The organism is Alicyclobacillus tolerans (assembly GCF_900142255.1).
In the GTDB taxonomy this organism is placed as follows: Bacteria; Bacillota; Bacilli; order Alicyclobacillales; family Alicyclobacillaceae; genus Alicyclobacillus_I; species Alicyclobacillus_I tolerans.
In genome coordinates this window covers 1-16,948 of the sequence record NZ_FRAF01000001.1, presented here as the reverse complement: position 1 = coordinate 16,948, position 16,948 = coordinate 1, and the positions used below count along the sequence as shown (strand labels likewise).

The 16,948-nt window shown below is 42.2% G+C and carries 20 protein-coding genes and 1 tRNA gene; 12 read left to right on the top strand and 9 right to left on the bottom strand.

Features of this window, described 5'->3' with window-relative positions; translation table 11 throughout:
• The first annotated feature begins 23 nt into the window (after nt 1–23).
• The 7 genes from menD (at nt 24) to BUA75_RS00065 (ending at nt 7,693) form a co-directional block, all read left to right on the top strand.
• A complete protein-coding gene (menD, locus tag BUA75_RS00095) occupies nt 24–1,757 on the top strand; it encodes a 2-succinyl-5-enolpyruvyl-6-hydroxy-3-cyclohexene-1-carboxylic-acid synthase (RefSeq protein WP_072872543.1) in 1,734 nt (577 codons plus the stop codon).
• Entirely contained in the window at nt 1,751–2,620 is an 870-nt protein-coding gene (gene menH, locus BUA75_RS00090) for a 2-succinyl-6-hydroxy-2,4-cyclohexadiene-1-carboxylate synthase (RefSeq protein ID WP_072872542.1), read from the top strand. Before menD ends, menH begins: the two co-directional genes overlap by 7 nt.
• Complete coding sequence (locus BUA75_RS00085) at nt 2,617–3,864, top strand: cation:proton antiporter (protein WP_072872541.1); 1,248 nt, start codon at nt 2,617–2,619, stop codon at nt 3,862–3,864. The genes menH and BUA75_RS00085 overlap by 4 nt, the downstream gene beginning before the upstream one ends.
• Nucleotides 3,865–3,953: 89 nt before the next feature.
• Entirely contained in the window at nt 3,954–5,108 is a 1,155-nt protein-coding gene (locus BUA75_RS00080; RefSeq protein WP_072872540.1) for an MGDG synthase family glycosyltransferase, read from the top strand.
• 33 nt (nt 5,109–5,141) lie between these two features.
• Nucleotides 5,142–5,873 carry a polysaccharide deacetylase family protein gene (locus BUA75_RS00075; protein ID WP_072872539.1) on the top strand — a complete coding sequence of 244 codons (732 nt, stop codon included), beginning with the start codon at nt 5,142–5,144 and terminating at the stop codon, nt 5,871–5,873.
• 76 nt (nt 5,874–5,949) lie between these two features.
• Nucleotides 5,950–6,558, top strand: coding sequence for a YkoP family protein (locus BUA75_RS00070; protein ID WP_072872538.1), 609 nt, complete (start codon nt 5,950–5,952; stop codon nt 6,556–6,558).
• Nucleotides 6,559–6,580: 22 nt separating this feature from the next.
• On the top strand, nt 6,581–7,693 hold the full coding sequence (locus BUA75_RS00065; protein WP_207549671.1) for an MGDG synthase family glycosyltransferase: 1,113 nt from the start codon (nt 6,581–6,583) through the stop codon (nt 7,691–7,693).
• Nucleotides 7,694–7,736: 43 nt separating this feature from the next.
• On the opposite strand, the gene BUA75_RS00060 is transcribed toward BUA75_RS00065, so the two are convergent.
• From BUA75_RS00060 to phoU, 6 genes are all read right to left on the bottom strand, one after another.
• Nucleotides 7,737–8,570 carry a DUF2268 domain-containing putative Zn-dependent protease gene (locus tag BUA75_RS00060; protein ID WP_072872536.1) on the bottom strand — a complete coding sequence of 278 codons (834 nt, stop codon included), beginning with the start codon at nt 8,568–8,570 and terminating at the stop codon, nt 7,737–7,739.
• Between the two features lie 75 nt (nt 8,571–8,645).
• On the bottom strand, nt 8,646–9,128 hold the full coding sequence (locus tag BUA75_RS00055) for a flavin reductase family protein (protein ID WP_072872535.1): 483 nt from the start codon (nt 9,126–9,128) through the stop codon (nt 8,646–8,648).
• 121 nt (nt 9,129–9,249) lie between these two features.
• Nucleotides 9,250–9,909 (bottom strand): CoA transferase subunit B, encoded by a 660-nt coding sequence (locus BUA75_RS00050; RefSeq protein ID WP_072872534.1) that lies wholly within the window; start codon nt 9,907–9,909, stop codon nt 9,250–9,252.
• Between the two features lie 69 nt (nt 9,910–9,978).
• Nucleotides 9,979–10,674, bottom strand: coding sequence for a CoA transferase subunit A (locus BUA75_RS00045; protein ID WP_072872533.1), 696 nt, complete (start codon nt 10,672–10,674; stop codon nt 9,979–9,981).
• Nucleotides 10,675–10,999: 325 nt separating this feature from the next.
• The gene (locus BUA75_RS15785) at nt 11,000–11,155 is read right to left on the bottom strand and encodes a hypothetical protein (protein WP_165611907.1); all 156 of its coding nucleotides are present in this window, start codon (nt 11,153–11,155) and stop codon (nt 11,000–11,002) included.
• A gap of 167 nt (nt 11,156–11,322) precedes the next feature.
• Complete coding sequence (gene phoU, locus BUA75_RS00040; protein ID WP_072872532.1) at nt 11,323–11,979, bottom strand: phosphate signaling complex protein PhoU; 657 nt, start codon at nt 11,977–11,979, stop codon at nt 11,323–11,325.
• A gap of 217 nt (nt 11,980–12,196) precedes the next feature.
• Between phoU and BUA75_RS00035 the strand changes: the two genes are divergently transcribed.
• Complete coding sequence (locus BUA75_RS00035; protein ID WP_072872531.1) at nt 12,197–12,424, top strand: hypothetical protein; 228 nt, start codon at nt 12,197–12,199, stop codon at nt 12,422–12,424.
• Nucleotides 12,417–13,172, top strand: coding sequence for an NUDIX hydrolase (locus BUA75_RS00030; protein WP_072872530.1), 756 nt, complete (start codon nt 12,417–12,419; stop codon nt 13,170–13,172). Before BUA75_RS00035 ends, BUA75_RS00030 begins: the two co-directional genes overlap by 8 nt.
• Nucleotides 13,173–13,219: 47 nt before the next feature.
• Here BUA75_RS00030 and BUA75_RS15440 read toward each other — a convergent pair whose 3' ends face one another.
• Nucleotides 13,220–13,954: a hypothetical protein gene (locus BUA75_RS15440; RefSeq protein ID WP_083573941.1), complete on the bottom strand. Its 735-nt coding sequence runs from the start codon at nt 13,952–13,954 to the stop codon at nt 13,220–13,222.
• 602 nt (nt 13,955–14,556) lie between these two features.
• On the opposite strand from BUA75_RS15440, the gene BUA75_RS00020 reads away from it, so the two are divergent.
• From BUA75_RS00020 to BUA75_RS00015, 3 genes are all read left to right on the top strand, one after another.
• On the top strand, nt 14,557–14,769 hold the full coding sequence (locus BUA75_RS00020; RefSeq protein ID WP_072872529.1) for a hypothetical protein: 213 nt from the start codon (nt 14,557–14,559) through the stop codon (nt 14,767–14,769).
• A gap of 129 nt (nt 14,770–14,898) precedes the next feature.
• Nucleotides 14,899–15,168: a hypothetical protein gene (locus tag BUA75_RS15560; protein ID WP_129583462.1), complete on the top strand. Its 270-nt coding sequence runs from the start codon at nt 14,899–14,901 to the stop codon at nt 15,166–15,168.
• A gap of 173 nt (nt 15,169–15,341) precedes the next feature.
• Nucleotides 15,342–15,740: a retroviral-like aspartic protease family protein gene (locus BUA75_RS00015; RefSeq protein WP_072872528.1), complete on the top strand. Its 399-nt coding sequence runs from the start codon at nt 15,342–15,344 to the stop codon at nt 15,738–15,740.
• Nucleotides 15,741–16,134: 394 nt separating this feature from the next.
• Here BUA75_RS00015 and BUA75_RS15780 read toward each other — a convergent pair whose 3' ends face one another.
• Both BUA75_RS15780 and BUA75_RS00010 read right to left on the bottom strand, forming a co-directional pair.
• The gene (locus tag BUA75_RS15780; protein WP_165611906.1) at nt 16,135–16,287 is read right to left on the bottom strand and encodes a hypothetical protein; all 153 of its coding nucleotides are present in this window, start codon (nt 16,285–16,287) and stop codon (nt 16,135–16,137) included.
• A 170-nt stretch (nt 16,288–16,457) separates the two neighbouring features.
• A tRNA-Arg gene (locus tag BUA75_RS00010) sits at nt 16,458–16,534 on the bottom strand.
• Nucleotides 16,535–16,948: the final 414 nt, after the last annotated feature.

Here is a 16,948-nt window from a genome sequence, read left to right as displayed (position 1 = left end):
GTTAATGGAATGAGGAATGCTTCATGTCGACACAATATCTTGCTCTTGCCGCGTTCATTGATACATTGGCAGGACAAGGTGTAGAGCAAATAGTTATCTCTCCAGGATCACGTTCAGCTCCGTTGGCCATCCTTTTTGCAAGGAGCGGTCAATTTCGAATATGGACACATCTCGATGAACGTTCGGCAGGATTTTTTGCGCTTGGGCTAGCTCGTGCTTCTGGGAAACCGGTAGCTTTGCTCTGTACGTCAGGTACTGCTGTAGCCAATTATCATCCTGCCGTAGTCGAAGCGAAATATGGACAAGTTCCACTGCTTGTGCTTACAGCGGATCGACCTTCTGAATTGTGGCAGTCAGGAGCAAATCAAACGATTGATCAAGTAAAAATCTTTTCCTCAGATGCTAAATGGTTTGCCCAAGCTCCGCTTCCCGAAGATAGTGAATCGATGCAACTTGCTTTCCGCCATTTAGCCATGCGAGCTGTACAACATGCGAAAAGACTGCCTGAAGGGCCGGTGCATCTGAATTTTCCTTTTCGCGAACCGCTTCTGCCTCTAAAAGACGCTTTCTCTCATATCGAACCGTTTGATGCGCGTAAAGTATCCACAGGCTTTATCGTGCCTGCCGATGAGGAGATAGAATATTTTTCTCAGCTTCTTAAGCAATCTGAGCGTCCGCTGATCATCACAGGACCTATGTACAACGGGGAAGATGCCCGTGCTTTGGCAATTTTTGCCGACCAAGCTGGAATACCTGTTTTGGCCGATGTTCTTTCCCAAGTAAGAAACTATGCTCATCAGGCTCCAATTCTTACCTATGGAGATTGGTTGGCTCGTTTTTGGAATTCCTCTCATTTACCGGCACCTGATTTAATCATTCGCGTTGGAGCGCCGCCTACCAGCAAAGCGATTGGACAGACGTTTTTGGCCAATCATCGAGTGACTCAGGTGATACTTGATCCAACTGAGACCTATGCTGATCCGTTTTGGACAAGCTCGGTCTGGTTACCTGTTCGAATGTCGCAATGGATTGGCCATAGTGCTCTACAAGACGTGCAAAAGAGTGTTGTCCGTCAACATTGGCTTCATCAGTGGCTTGCTGCAGAAGAGCGGCTGGGCCGTATCTTGACAGATGTGATGTTGAATATGGCTGACGAAGCCAATAGTTTGTATGAGCCATTGATTGCTCGAACGGCGGCTGAAGTATGGAAGTCTGCCATTTTTCTGGGCAATAGCACAGTTGTACGAGATTGGAACACATTCTCTGGAATTCTTCAATCTTCTTGTGTTTATGGAAATCGAGGGGCAAGTGGAATCGATGGCTTGGTCTCGAGCGCCCTGGGGATAGCTGCTATAAAAGGGCGAACATTATTAGCCCTCGGGGATATTTCGCTTTATCACGATCTGAATGGTTTACTGATGGCAAAATTGGAAGCTTTGCCGTTAACTATACTTCTCACTCATAATAATGGCGGTGGTATATTCCATGGTTTGCCACAGGCTGCTGAAGAGGATGTTTTTCCGCTTTTTGAAACACCGCATGGTCTTGATTATCAATCCATTCTTCAAACTTATGGCGGGAGCCATCAAGTTGTCTCTAATTTGCGAGAGCTAAGACAAGTCCTGATGTCGGACCATCAGAATCATTATCTCAATCTCATCGTGACGCATTCGGATGCTTCTGCCAGTCAGAAATGGCGTAATGAGCTATTTGCGCAGGCGCAGCAATTACTAGAAGAGGTGAGAGAGAAATGGTAAATTGTCATAAGGAAAGAAAACGACTGAAAGTGCGCGGATGTACCTACAGGGTAGATGTGTTTAAAGTAGCAGAGGATTCTGATCGAGTTCCGCTTGTTTTATTACATGGTTTCTCACTTTCTGGAAGAATATTTTCCTTTTTGGCTGAAAAGTTAAGCAAGAAAGGTCAAGTAATCACCATTGATTTGTTGGGGCACGGAGATACGGAAGCGCCATTACAAATTGAACGGTATCAAATGTCGGAGCAGGTAAAAGATTTGACGGAAATTTTTTACCAATTGCAGCTTACTCATCCAGTTTTGCATGGTTACTCGATGGGAGCTCGAGTCGCACTTTGCACAGCTGTTATGTCAGAACGTCATTTAAGTGGACTGGTGTTAGAAAGCGGATCACCCGGATTGTTCAATGCGGAAGAACGGGCAACGCGAAGAGAGAGTGATGAACAATTGGCTGTGCGGATTGAGCGTGAAGGTGTGGATTCTTTTTCTGGACAGTGGATTACGTTGCCGCTTTTCGCGACACAATCAAGAGCTGACCGTCAGCAGTTGGCTATTCAGGATAGCATTCGGCGTAACCAGAATGCTCTTGGCCTGGCGCATTCGTTGCGAGGCATAGGTACAGGCGCCCAGCCATCCATGTGGGATGAAATTTCTCGAATTTCCTGTCAAACATTGCTGCTAACAGGAAATGAAGATCAGAAATTTACGCATATAGCTGGTGAAATGCTCAAAAAAATACCGCAGGCAACACACCATGTTATTGAACAGTGTGGCCATGCAGTATATCTTGAGCAGCCTGAACAATGGCTGAAACAAATTGAAAACTTTTGGGCGGCCTGTTCCCAAGAGGGTAGAAATCTATGAATTTAAATCAAGCGTCAGGCTTGCTGATTTTTTTTATGTCGATCACGCTTATTTTATTTGCGGTTGCTAAGTTATCCAGATGGACTAAAATTCCTGATATAGTTTTTTTTCTAGTAGCGGGCATATTGATGGGCCCTGTATGGCATTGGCTTCAACCCACTCAAAATTCACTTTTCGTTTCAACCCTTTTTCAATTAGGGGCGGCTATCATTCTTTTTATAGGGGGTACAGAAATTCGTCTGAAAGTACTCCAAGGCATTTGGCCAAGTATAGTTTCTTCGGCTACACTCGGTGTAGTTGTGACAATGCTGGTCCTGGGGTTTGTCATACACTGCCTATTTCACATGCCGTGGATTCTGGCTATGTTAATTTCTTCCCTGCTTGCACCAACAGATCCGGCTACCATCATCCCAGTTTTTGAACAGATACCTATTCGGGAACGTCTTCGTTCAATGTTAGAGTCTGAGTCAGCATTCAATGATGCAACTGGAGCAGTGCTCTTTAGCATCTTGTTGACTTCTGCTTTATCAAAGAGTCATTTCTCTATAGGGCTTGCGGTATTTCAATTTATATGGCAGGCTTTCCTAGGAATTGCCATAGGTTTTTTCACATCAGGATTAGGGCGGTTTTTTCAGTTTCGCTTTCTGAGAAAGTCAAATGATGGTCGATCCGGTATAGATCACACTTGGCTCTCACTTTCCGTTTTTTTAGTGTCCTATTTGCTTGGTCAATGGATCAGTGGGACTGGGTTTATGGCTGTTTTTGTATCTGGAATTATTTGGTCAGACAAAGAAGTGTTGCCTTGGCGAGCTTCTGAAGATCGCGTTCAAACCACACACTCACATCTGCGTTTTCTGAGTCAAATTTTGCGGGCTTTTATCTTTGTTTTATTGGGAAGTGAGATATCATGGAGTGCTTTTTCCAGATATTTAAACGTCTCGATTATAATTGCTGTCACCTTAATCGTACTCGCTCGACCGCTTACGGTATGGTTCACAATCAGTTGGGATCCGTTAAGTCGTTGGCAGATGAAAGAACAGTTGTTTATGATGTGGGTAAGAGAAACGGGTGTGGTTCCTGTTGTTTTGAGTGGGATTCTGACGGAACATTCCCTTTATCCTAAAGACTGGGTATCGGCTGTGGTCTCTGTGGTTGTTCTTTTGACAGTCTTGTTACAAGCAACAACTACCTCCTTGGCTGCTCGAAAATTAAACGTATTAGATGATCGCCGTTCGATGGCATGATGTCAGGTGATTTGGGAAAGTTGTATATGAAGTGACTGGAGAATTACAATACAAAGAGAAAGGTTTTTGATTGGGTGGAGGCGTCCTGCATGAAGGTTTTGCTCTTTACGGCCTCGTTTGGCGATGGACATAACCAAGCTGCTCGTGCAGTCCAGGAAGGACTTGAGCAAGAGGGTATCGCTGTTCATTGGGTGGATTATGTAGATTGGTTGCATCCTGCAGTACGCTCTTTTGCGAAATTTAGTTTGGTTCAAAGTGTACAAAAGATGCCAAGTCTTTACGGCTTATTTTATCATTCCATGTCCAGAATACCGCCATCGTCTACATTCCAACGCCGACTACATCATTTGGGTATTCGCAAGATGAGGCAGTGTTTGCGTCATGTAAAACCGGACGTAGTGGTCAGTACATTTCCGACCCCTATGGGTGTTCTTTCTGAATTGAAAGCAGCTAGAGTCGCTCAAGTCCCTTCGGTTGGCATTTTGACAGATTACACAGCGCATGGACAATGGGTCCAGGAGTATACGGACGTTTATTTTGTGCCAACAGAGGAAGTAGCGAATGAGTTGGAGCAACTCGGAGTGGATAGGGATAAAATCAAAGTATCTGGCATTCCGTTGCGCCGAAGGTTCTCCTCCGCTAATGTACAGAATTTATTAAAGCGCCGTATGGAATTAAGAGAGAAATTTGGTTTTTCACCCAATTTACCGCTGATTCTTTTATCCGGTGGTGGTGAAGGACTATTAGGTGATAGCGCGGAGTGGGAAGAAGCGATTCGCCAATCAGGATTGCAGTTTGCCATATTGTGTGCACATAATGAGCGTTTATTGCGCCGATATGGTGGTTGGCAAGATAAACGTGTTCAAGCGCTGGAATTTCGCAGTGATATAGAGGATTGGATGGCTGCTTCTGATTTGTTAATCACGAAAGCGGGTGGGCTAACCATTTCTGAAGCATTGGCCATGGAGTTACCTATGCTTATAGTTAAGCCAATTCCCGGTCAGGAGATTAAAAATACAGCATATGCTGAACAAAAAGGCGCAGCAGTTCGTGTGGACTCAGTGGCTGAGGCAGTACGCTTTATTCAACATGTCGAGTTGCATCCTGAAAAATTATCTAACATGCGGCTTGCAGCACGCTCAAGGCCTCAGTATGGGGGAGTAGAACAGATTGTCTCAGTGATTCGAGATTTAGGAGAAAGTCAGGGGAAATGGGATAAGCAAGCTTATCCTGGGATTTCTTAATTTACTCCAGTTAAGGAGAATCTGTTTCTGAACATGATAGGTTGGCTCATTTTAGGTCTTATTTTGCTCTTTCTATTTCTATATTCTGTCATGCCCAATCTAATGACACGGGTTTGGAAGATAGGGTGTATATACAGAGGATTTGCCGAACCAGTGGTCTATTTAACGTTTGACGATGGCCCACATCCTGAATATACACCGCAATTGTTAGATATTTTGCGCGAAAAGCATGTCCGGGCAACTTTTTTTGTCATAGCAGAGGCGGCCGACAGGTATCCAGATATTATTCGTCGAATGGTGTCGGAAGGGCATGATGTTGAAGTCCACGGGGACAGACATTGGTTTGTGCCTCTCTTACCGCCATCGTTGGCCAATCGGCAATGGCGTGGTGCTAGTCAAAAATTACAGCGCAAATTTTCCTTACAGACATCTTTTTATCGCCCAACATGGGGTTTGTGCAATCTTGCATCTTTCGTATCAATTCGCAAGAGTCATCATAAACTTGTCACATGGTCCATTATGGTAGGAGATTGGCGAAAGACTCCAGCTCAAACATTGGTTGAGCGAGTGGTAAGCCGCCTGCACAAGGGTGCCATTATCGTTTTGCATGACAACGATATAACGTTTGGTGCCGAGTTAGGAGCTCCTGTATCTGTCCTCGAAGCTATACCCAAAATTATTGAACAAACGGAGGACAAAGGATATCAGTTCAGGCCCATGCGGAGTTTATTGAAAGAAGAGGGCAAGCCATTGAGTTTGCTATAAATGTTATCCCATCATTCATAGATGGATTCTTGATTACGTATTGCAGAGTATGAGGTTTGGGCAAGGAGGGGTAATCATGAAGAACCGCATATACCGTTCCATTTGGTGCGGCTGGGAAAAATTATTTCATATCGCTTTTCGGCTTAAAGAAATATCTCCAGATCAAGAATATTTATTTTACTACGCGAAACGGAGATATCTGGGGCGACGCTTTGAAGTGGACGGTATTACGGTTAAACCGTTTGATAAAGTAATCGAGCTTCACATCAATAATGATCGAATCAGTGAGATTCTATCTTCTGATAAAGATATGATGCCTATTGTACTGAGGCTTTTAAAGGAAGCGCATCGGTCTTTCCCTGCTCTTGCAGAACTGGTAAGTAGACCTGAATTTGATGACGCTGTTGCTCTTTATGGAATAACCTTTATCCATCGTGGTATTTCTCGGTTGGGCTTTAGTAATTATCCTATGCGTCCAGGATTGCCAAAGTGGATCACCAAATGGCATTTACGCAACGTATTTCGTATGGTAAATCCGCATGCGGATGAAATTCTAAGCAATCATGCCCAGGTTTTTGAACCCAAAATCGTCGCAGTTTCTAGGCAACATTTCGTTGCTTTGCATGGTATACAATCTAAATCCAACTCTGCTTCTGCGCCTGTAGCAGATCAGTGTTTAACTTGAAGCATTGGCAAAAATTCTCTTGTTGTACGCATCATTTGGAGACGGTCATAGACAAGTGGCTGAATCTCTCCAGGAAGCATTTTTAGAATCTGGGCATGAAGTAGCCATGATGGATGGCTGGCGTTCAAGTAATCAGCTTTTGGCAAGCTGGAATGAACGCTTATATGAGTTTCTTACCAGCCATCTGCCATTCGTATATGGATGGTCATACGACTGGACTGAGAAATTATCCAAAGACAGTACTCTTTGGCGCTGGCTTTCCTATTTTTCTAAAGGTGCTGTTGTGGAGCTGATGCAAGAATGGCATCCGGATGCTGTAATTCAGCTGTTTTCAGATCAATCTCTCCGATATGTAAAACAATTAAATCCGCAGGTATTGGCATCCGTTTTGTTGACCGATTTTGCTTTGCATAGTCGCTGGTTTGTAAATGAAGCGGATTTCTTTTTAGTCGCTACACAAGAATTGGCGAATCTTGCTAAAAAAATTTATCGTCTACATCATGAGGTTATTCCGACGGGTATTCCAATTCGTCAGGCTTTTCAGCAGCATGCCAGCGGGTTTCCGTTTCCTGAACTTCTGGATAAACCTTATCTAGCGGTATTGACAGGTGGTCGTGGTGTCTTTCCACAGATTCTTCAGGTGGTACAAACTTTACATCGACAGTTTCCGCAGCATCGAGTGGTTGTGTGTTGTGGACGTAACGAGATCATGAGAAAAAAAATAGAAAATCACTTTTCTAACAATCCGCTTATCTTGAGCTACGGTTATTTACAAGAAATAAATAAACTCATGGAAAAAGCGGATTTTATTGTTACCAAAGCAGGTGGTGTGACGATTGCCGAATGTCTGGCTTGTGGCACTCCGATGTTATTTTATAAACCGTTACCTGGTCAAGAGCGGAAAAATGCTATTTATATTGAAAAGACTGGGGGAGGCTGGATAGCAGAAAATCTTCAGACTTTAGCTGAGTCTTGCACGCTTTTGACGGAAAAAAAATTACAAGCTGCTCGATCCGTTTTAAAGGAGCTTCAAGTATCCGATTCGGCTAAGCGGGTCGTTTACGAAGTGGAAGAACGTCTTCAAGGTAGACAAGCAGATGGAGGCTATGCTGCTAAAAATATCAAACGTGTTTAAATTGAAGTATAAATCCTGTTTTCATCTCTATATCTTACTACATCTATTCAAAGTTCTGGGAACTTGGAATGAATTTTAGACAATCTTGTACTGTGAGATCAATGATGCTTAAGGGTTGGGTGACACTTTGGCGGTACCATTTGACCAAGTAATATCCTAAAGAGTACCCAGCCCAAAGTGGTAAATGAGTATTTCCTCCGCCAAATAGAAGTGAGTCTGTATGCTCTCCAATTTCTGTGGTATGTAGTGAGTACAACGTGTGCCATAGATTTTTCGCGTTATCTTCTGCAAGAGTATTTACCCACGGTCCATGGAATTCTTTACCCAGGACTTCCTCAACAAAGTGTTCTGCTAAACCTTCACGAATTATTTTTTCTAGCAGTGTTATATGGGCATGCCCGTTTTGCATAGCAGTTATTCGATAAAGATGATTGTATTCATGAACCAGCGTTGATTTTAGAGCACGTAGAGTTTCTTTTGCTGGAAACACGACTAAATGAATGGTGTCTCCTTCCCAATTGGTCCAAGCCGAAACGCCCCCGAGTCGTTCCCGTCCAAACGTGTCATGTTCATTCATAGGAAACAATTGCACAAATATAGGTTTCCCCAAAGGATACTTATGGATGACTTCGATGAGCGTTTTTTGAATGAATGATTCGACACTATGAATCTTCATTTGGTGTAAAGCGTGACGAAAAGTTTCAAGAGAGGATTCCAACGGAATAAGGCCAAAATAGAGTAACTCGTCTACTTCTTCTTCAGTGAATTCGAAAATGGACATAAATGTGCTTTTTCGCTTTGAGATGGGTGCGATTTCACACGCATCAATCCATTGATGGATTTGCTGTAGACGAGGAACAAACTCTATGAGATCCATATTCCGTGTTCCTTCTTTCTTAACATGCAGGAATGATCATAATTTTCCGATTCACCCCTCTTGAGGGGTATGAGGTTACACTTTCGGTGTAAATGTACCGTATTGTCCAGAGTAATATAGTAATGGTCGTTTTTCTTCTTCAACGGTGGAAGACTCGATTTGTCCAAGAAAGATAACGTGATCGCCCCCGGCATATTCATGAACAACCTTACATTCCATCCGAACCAGAGCATCATTTAATAGTGGTACGCCTAGTTGCCCAGTATAATGAGAAACGTTGTTCAATTTATCAGTATGTTTGCTGGCAAAATGCGCAGATAAATAAGCTTGATCTTCAGCCAAAATATTGACACCAAATACACCGCTTGTGCGAATAAGCTGGATGTTGTGCGATGTATGGTCTAGGCAGATGAGAATATAAGGTGGATTCAATGAAACAGAACAAAAAGCTGAAACGGTCATGCCGTTTCTCTCTTGGTCAGTAGCCATGGTTACAACAGTAACACCGCTTGCAAAACGACTTAATGATTGACGAAATAGAGCCGCATCAATCGGCACTATGCATCTTCCTTCCTCTCTATAAGCCAAATGTATCTCCTAGAGAGTGTAACAGATAAAGCGGCAGGATGACCAGCAAGCATACACTTCTGGTCAACTTACCGCAAATTTGCTTTGCAGATTAAATTACGATGGTTTGGCATCCTTCGCTAGGCAGGTGTAATTTAGCACCCGTTAGTTTTTGAACTTCCTCAACTGTATGGCCAGGAGCTAATTCCCGTAAAATCAATCCTTCTGTGCCCACATCGATGACTGCGTAATCCGTAATGATACGTTCAACCACTTGTTTTCCAGTAAGTGGAAGGGTACAATTTTCAACAATTTTAAAATCACCGTTTTTGTTGACATGTTCCATAGTGACAATAACACGTTTAGCACCATGCACTAAATCCATGGCACCACCCATGCCTTTCACCATCTTGCCTGGTATCATCCAATTTGCCAGATCTCCGCGTTCAGATACTTCCATAGCACCTAAAATGGCTACGTCAATATGACCGCCGCGAATCATGGCAAAAGATTCAGCACTATCAAAAAAACATGCTCCAGGTACAGTGGTAACTGTTTCTTTGCCTGCATTAATTAATTCCGGGTCGATCTCGTTCTCCAGTGGATAGGCGCCTGTACCCAGTAAGCCGTTTTCTGAATGCAGTAGAATCTGAATGCCGGAAGGGATATAATTGGCCACCAAGGTAGGCATTCCAATGCCCAGATTCACATAATCCCCATCATGGATTTCTTTTGCTGCCCGTTGGACAATTTGATCACGAGTTAAAGCCATGTGTGAATCCTCCTATTTACAGGAACAATTTAATTTTAGATTAAAAAGAGAGTCAGTAGGATCCGTCAGTTAAGCTTGTCGAACCGTTCTCTTTTCAATTCGTTTTTGATAAGATTTTCCAAGAACAATTCGTTGTACATAAATGGAGGGAGTATGAATTTCATCCGGATCGAGCATGCCTGGTTCAACAATTTCTTCTACTTCCACAATAGTGACTTTACCGGCTGCAGCCATCATGGGATTGAAATTTCGAGCTGTTTTTCTATAGACGACATTTCCATATAAATCAGCTTTCCAGCCTTTAATGAGAGCAAAGTCTCCACGTATCGGCATTTCTAGAACATATTCTCGGCCATCGAAGACGCGAATCTCTTTACCTTCTGCTACTGTGGTACCCACGCCTGTTGGAGTATAGAAACCGCCAATTCCTGCGCCGCCTGCACGAATCCTTTCAGCGAGCGTACCTTGAGGAACCAATTCGACTTCCAATTCACCACTTAAAAATTGCTTTTCAAATGTCTTGTTTTCACCAACATAGGAAGAAATCATTTTGCGGATTTGTCGTTGCTGCAATAACAAACCAAGTCCCCAATCATCTACTCCGCAGTTATTGCTTACACAAGTCAAATGGCGTACTTGTTTCTTCCTTAAGGCTTCAATGAGGTTTTCTGGTATGCCTACGAGTCCAAATCCACCAACCAAGAGCGTTGCCCCATCGGAAATATCTGCAACCGCTTCTTCAGGGCTGGAAAAAATTTTATTCATGCAGAATGCTCCTTTCTGGAAAACAAAGCTTGTAAATCTGTCAAGCTATGTAAATTGAAAACAACGCCAATGAGAGCGCTTTCTAGATTGTAGCATAGAAATTTGTGCTTCTGGTATAGTGTTCTAGGTAGTACCAAGTTGAGGAGAAATAGAAGTACAGGAATAAAAAAGAAGATATGAATTAGGAAACGACAGCGGTATTTTGCGCTGTCGTTTCCTATTATAAATACATCTGAAACATTGCAAGGAGACACAAGTGCCACTTTTGGCGTCTATTTCGCATCTTTAGGATTCAGGATAAACTTGAAAGGTGAATCAACAAGTACTAGAGATTCATATGCAAATGGAAGGATAACCATCCTATGGTTCCAAGTACCAACATTGCACTTCCTGTCACTGCGACGCGTTCACATAATGTAAAAAATTTTTCTAAAGATGCCAATGGGTTTTTGGAAATCGGTTGATTTGAGCGTAACTTCATACGTTCCACTCCTTCTCTTACCTTGTTCCTAGTGTAACAGGTTTCTAAGTAATTTCCATTATCTATTGAATAGAAAATGTGACGGCTGTATGACGAGTTGCTTGAAAATACATTGAAATTTTCTGCTTGGAAGGTAATGGATGGGTAAGAACTTTTGAATTGTTGCTTTAGTTTAGGTCAGATCGTTCACCGTAAACAATATAGATAACCCCTTCAGCAATATTTGTAGCGTGATCGCCCACTCTCTCTAAATAACGACCACAAAATGCAAGTGTCATAGCCTGTGAAGTCAATTCCGGAGTAAGGGAGCTAACATGAAACAAGCGCTCTACAACTTGTCGATATAAGTGATCTACCCGATCATCTTCAACGGCTAAACTTTTGGCACGTTCAGGATCATTATCGACATAAGCTTGTAAGGCTTCAGAAATCATAAAGTCAACAATTTGTCCCATCTCAGCGATTTCAGATGGGGGAGACGAGAGCTGTTGACCACTGAGACGAATGGTTGATTTGGATATATCCACAGCGAGATCGCCCATACGTTCTAAGTCAGATGCGATTCGCATGCCGGCCACAATGCGACGCAAATCGGTTGCAACTGGTTGTTGAGTAGCAATCAGTCGAATGCAGAGATCTTCAATTTCATGTTCCTGTCGATTGACTCGTTTATCTTCTTGAATAATTTCTTCGGCTAATTGTAAATTTCCATTTCTTAAGCTGCGCAAGCTACGTCTCAAGGCTTCCTGTACGTCTCCGCCCATGCGCAGCAATTTAAGTTTTAATTCTTTGAGTGCAATGTCGAATGCTTGACGCTGTTGCATAAATCGTCCTCCAGTAAAAATTCGCATGCCTGGCTAATAAGATTATTCACTTCTAGAGTGTATCACATGAAGAAATGTATCTAGCCACGCCTGTAAATATTTAGAATATATAAGGCTGATAAAATTCAAATTTTCATAACGCGAATTTCGACAGCTTCCGACTTTAAATCATGATATTCTCGAAAATGTGATTTTTAAAAGAGGAGTCGAATAACGTTTGCTCGATTTTCGTCACAGTCCCCAAACCAGTCCAATATTTTGGTGCCCTCATTGTCAGGCGCTTGTACCTGCAGAGTTTTCGGTTAAAATTATGAAAACTGTATATCGAGTGGAGAGAGAAGGAATTTTTCCTTTTGGAGTTTGTTACCATCATACCAATGCAGATCAAATTCCCCTAAAACCTGCGCCAGAGGAGCGTGAAGAACGCGTGGTGGCACATGTCTGACAAAATAATGGAAGAAGATAAAGCACTTACAGCTATTCCTGCATATCGTCCGACTGGTCGATTTCGAAAAGCTGGAACATTGCTGGTTTTGCGCAATTCCTCGAGTGGACTACAAGTGTTAATGGAGAAACGTTCGCAAACCATGCGTTTTCTTCCAGGTTATCTAGCTTTTCCAGGTGGAACGGAAGATGAGCAGGATAAAATCATTGCTGAACAATATGCTATAGGCAGTCCCAGTGGTTATGAGGGTGGACGACTTTGGGCAATTACTGCCGTTCGTGAAACTTTTGAGGAAATTGGCTTGCTGACGGCTTTATCTATGAAAGGATCAACAGGTCGAATAGATTCTTGTCCAGAGCAATATGCGTCAGTCGAGAAGAATTCTTATTCATTGCTAGAATGGCTAAGATTCAATGAATATCAGTTGAATCTTACTCAATTGCGCTGTGTGGGACGTTGGATTGGACCACACGGCCAGCCGGCACAGTTTGATACCTGGTTTTTTGCCATACACCACCAAGTTGATGAAGAATCATTTTCATATAATGAAGAAGTTGCAGAAGTTGGCTGGCAGACTGTAGAGCCATTAGTGAAAGAAATACACCCTGGTTTGGTGAAGGTAGTTCCTCCCACTCGTGTTATGCTAGAGAATTTATCTCAGTTTGAAACGGCTGAATCAGCCATGTCACAATTGACAGCGCACGATCCGACTTTATCAATGCTTGATTGGCTTGAGGATATGAAATAGTAAGGCTGGAGCAATCCAGTCTTGCTTTATGGATAATCTAGATTTACTCAGGATTTTTTTATATTGGGAATTTGAATAGGATAGTGAGTACCTGGCAAACCTAAAATATATTTTGGAGGTTGAAGTCCTGAATAGCCTTTTAATTTGACAATCTGTTTTGTGTGAGTCATCAAATGACCATTCATCAAATTAATAGCCATGTATGCACCAGCTGAAGGTGACCCCAAAAGAATACTATCCCCAACAAAATGGAGTATATCAAATACTGGAGAAGGTCCCCAACCAAAATATACCGGTTGATGATTGTAACTGACTCCTACCGCTATGCCGTTCGGGATACTGTTGTAAAAATCCAAGATAAAAGTTTTGTGATGAAGTGTTCCAGTAAATGATTCAATTTTTTGGAATTTATTTCTATAGTAAGTAAGTTGAGTATGTTGATCTGTGTACCCATTCGGTATAGCGTTGGGCATGCCTGAGTTAGTTATGAATTGAACATTTTTTCCTAAAAAAATATTTGTTTTTGTTGAGTTTATTGTAGATGATGAATTTTGATTGGCGGAATGACTGCTCTTGACTTGAGAAGAAACTGTTGTAGATTTTTGAGGATTTTTCACTTCATCTGTTTGGTTTTGCTGTTGAGGATTTGTCGATTTTGTTTGTGATGTTCCTATAGAATTAGCAGAAAGTGAAGAATCGCTGTGAATTGTCCCACACCCAGTCACAGCCAAACATGTCAGCGCAAGCGTGATTGCGCTGATTCCCCTTATTGCTCTACGCAAAACAACCACTCCCTGTTTTGATTTTCACTTTTTAGACGATCCTGATCCCGATTTTGTTACAGATGTATTCCAAATATTAACTATACACCTCCTTGGCAAGAGGGTTAAACGTATCGTGATCGGGCTGTTTGTTAAGATGACTATATTGCACACTTGACGCAGTTGTTCAGGCTAAAAAACATCTAATTTACATAGCTTAGCAACAACAAATATCGGAAGTTGAAGATTTCACTTACCTCCAAGTGATCTGCAATCTGCTGTGCATCCTCCGTTGCTCTCTCCAAATCAATTGGTAACACGAATAAAACACCATCAAATTTGTTTTTGACATAGAAACAAGACAATGAACATGAATAATCTGTAATTTTTATCTAAAAAAGCTAGAATTGAGGTGGTTTCAACCTGCTTCAGGAACTATGCAGTTACTGCATGAGATTGGATTGTGAATATGATGTGGAATATTCGTAAAACCACTGATTTTTTAAAAACACCCTAACTATCTCCGATGAGGCACCTAACTGCATATCTCTCAGCGATACGGGTGTGAAGCCTGGCTCGTCTTCAGCAAGACTCGGATACGGCCCTGGCAGGCGGAGATATTCTTGCGCTTGACGATACGCACGCGCCACATCCATATGCCAAGGGAATCCCAATTCTTTATTGGCTCTACGACAGTTCAAGCAAAGTTTAGACATGGGCGCGATAAACATTGTGGCGTTGCACGTCGTGCGCAGCAACGGGATGGAATACCTATGGCCGTACGCCATCTGGACGAAGCCCAACCGGAACACGCAGCTATTCCGCAACTTGATTGAGCCTAGCCCCCGATGTGAACGCTTTGTCCCGATAACCTGATTCGGGAAGTCTATCCGCTACTTATGGCGCACTCATAAGTAATCGTCAAGCTGCTCGAACAAAAGATCCAAACTTGAGCGTGATTGTTTTTGAACAGAGGCAAGGCATTACGCATTCTCATCGACGAGTTTTGGCCAACACGATTGGAACTGGGGTGGTTTGATTCTGACAAAACTCAGTTATTGAGAGTAACTGCAAAACGTCTAAGGCTTAAATTACTATTCAAAGCGTTGAGATTGGAAGATAATGTTTCTTTTTGGGATTTAGGACTAGGCGTAGAAAATAATTTTGTTGAGATGAACAGGCAACATGAATCGTTCCACATTCCATCTTGGTCATACATATCCAAACAAGCGTAATGGTTATTCGTATTTACACGACATTACCTGTGTTTTTGAATTTATTTTCCACTTGTTTAGACAATCTCGATAGGAATTTTTTACAAATACATTCTCCATCCATGATTAGCCCTGCCGACTTGGTCATGACATGCATACGATATTCTGTGAAAAAGGAAAGGTAGGCTGATAGAATGGCAAGTTATATTGAAATCGCTGTACTTCCAGGATCTATTCAAAATGATGCGTTTTATTTTACTTTAAATGTTAACGGTATGGATGTTCCTCATATGATTATGGATACAGGAGCGTTTGAGTTAACTTTCAATCAACAAATAGCAAATCAGTTAGGACTCCCCAATTTAGGATCCCTTCAAATTGGAGGTATAGGAGGCAATGCCAGTGCATATCAGTCAGAATGTAATCTAAACATAGGAGGCCAGAGTTTTTCTAATGTTCCTTGTATTGTTGATCCTACTTTCACAGACTCTGGTCTTTTTGGTTTAAGGTTTTTTGTGGATAATCAACTCGCACTTGCTTTAGATACGGTTAATCAATTACTACTCATCTTGTCACCTGCGGCATCTTATTAGTAGTACAAGGCTTAAACTGACTGATAAATCTTTCAAGCGCAATTCAATCTTTATGCGTTATAACCATCTTGTGACTCGAAAGAGCCTCATCCTAACCCCCTAAACATGGCTTAGCCCCGCGCTTGCGGGGCGTTTTTTTGCGAGTGTAGAGTATTGAATAATTTAACATATCATATTAATTATACTAGGAGTGATATAGTGATTTGTTTTAGAAGAGATCATAATTGACCCATCGTCATGATCTCCAAAATTTACCCAAAGATAAAAAGGCTGGTGTTAAACATAAAACAAATAAACCATAACGAGCCGTAATAAGTGAAAGCAATATACTTGCTATCGGAATCCCAACAGCAAGTATTCTTCTCCAGCTCATTTTCATGCTCAATCTTCCCTTTTATTTATTCATTACAGAAATGATGACAAGCGCTATAGCAAATAGTACAACAAAGATAATAGCACCTATGACTACAGGTTTATATGCATCGCCATCTTCAATTTTTCTGGGGGGTTTATTTTCATTTTCATATGAATTTTTATCTTTCGGCATTTGATGTCCTCCTGTGTAAAACGTATACAAAGTTATCATTGTTATCTAAATATATCTTTCTAATTCAATATGGCTCTATCCTGCAGCATTTTTTTCTTCAATATTTTTTATATAGAAATTAATGAAGAAAAGGCTCCCGGATATTTACTACCGGCAGCCTATTCTTTAATTGGCGTCTCAGGAGGGATTCGAACCCCCGACCCACAGCTTAGAAGGCTGTTGCTCTATCCAACTGAGCTACTGAGACAAACATACGCTAAGCATTATACACTCAAAAGATGAAAAATAGCAAGGTTGCGCGATCACTCAGCTAAAATCTTACCGAAAGGGTATCGGCTCACTCAAACAGAAATCTTACCGAAGGGATCGATGTGCGGATGTCCATGCAGAGTCGGCAAGAGTACCTGAGTACGATGCGCGTGCGTTACCTTAAGGCACGCACTAGGCAAGAGAAATCGTAGATTTTGGATGAGTTGGAGCGGACCCTGGGATACGCGCGGAAGTACGCGATTGCCACTATGAAACCCAAACCGGAGCACGATAAACCGCCCGCTAAGCGTACTCGCTCTCTTCGGTATAGGGATGTGATGCCCATCGTTCAAATCGTTTGGGAAGCACTCGACTATCCTTGTGCAGAGCGCTTGCATCCCGTGCTGATGTG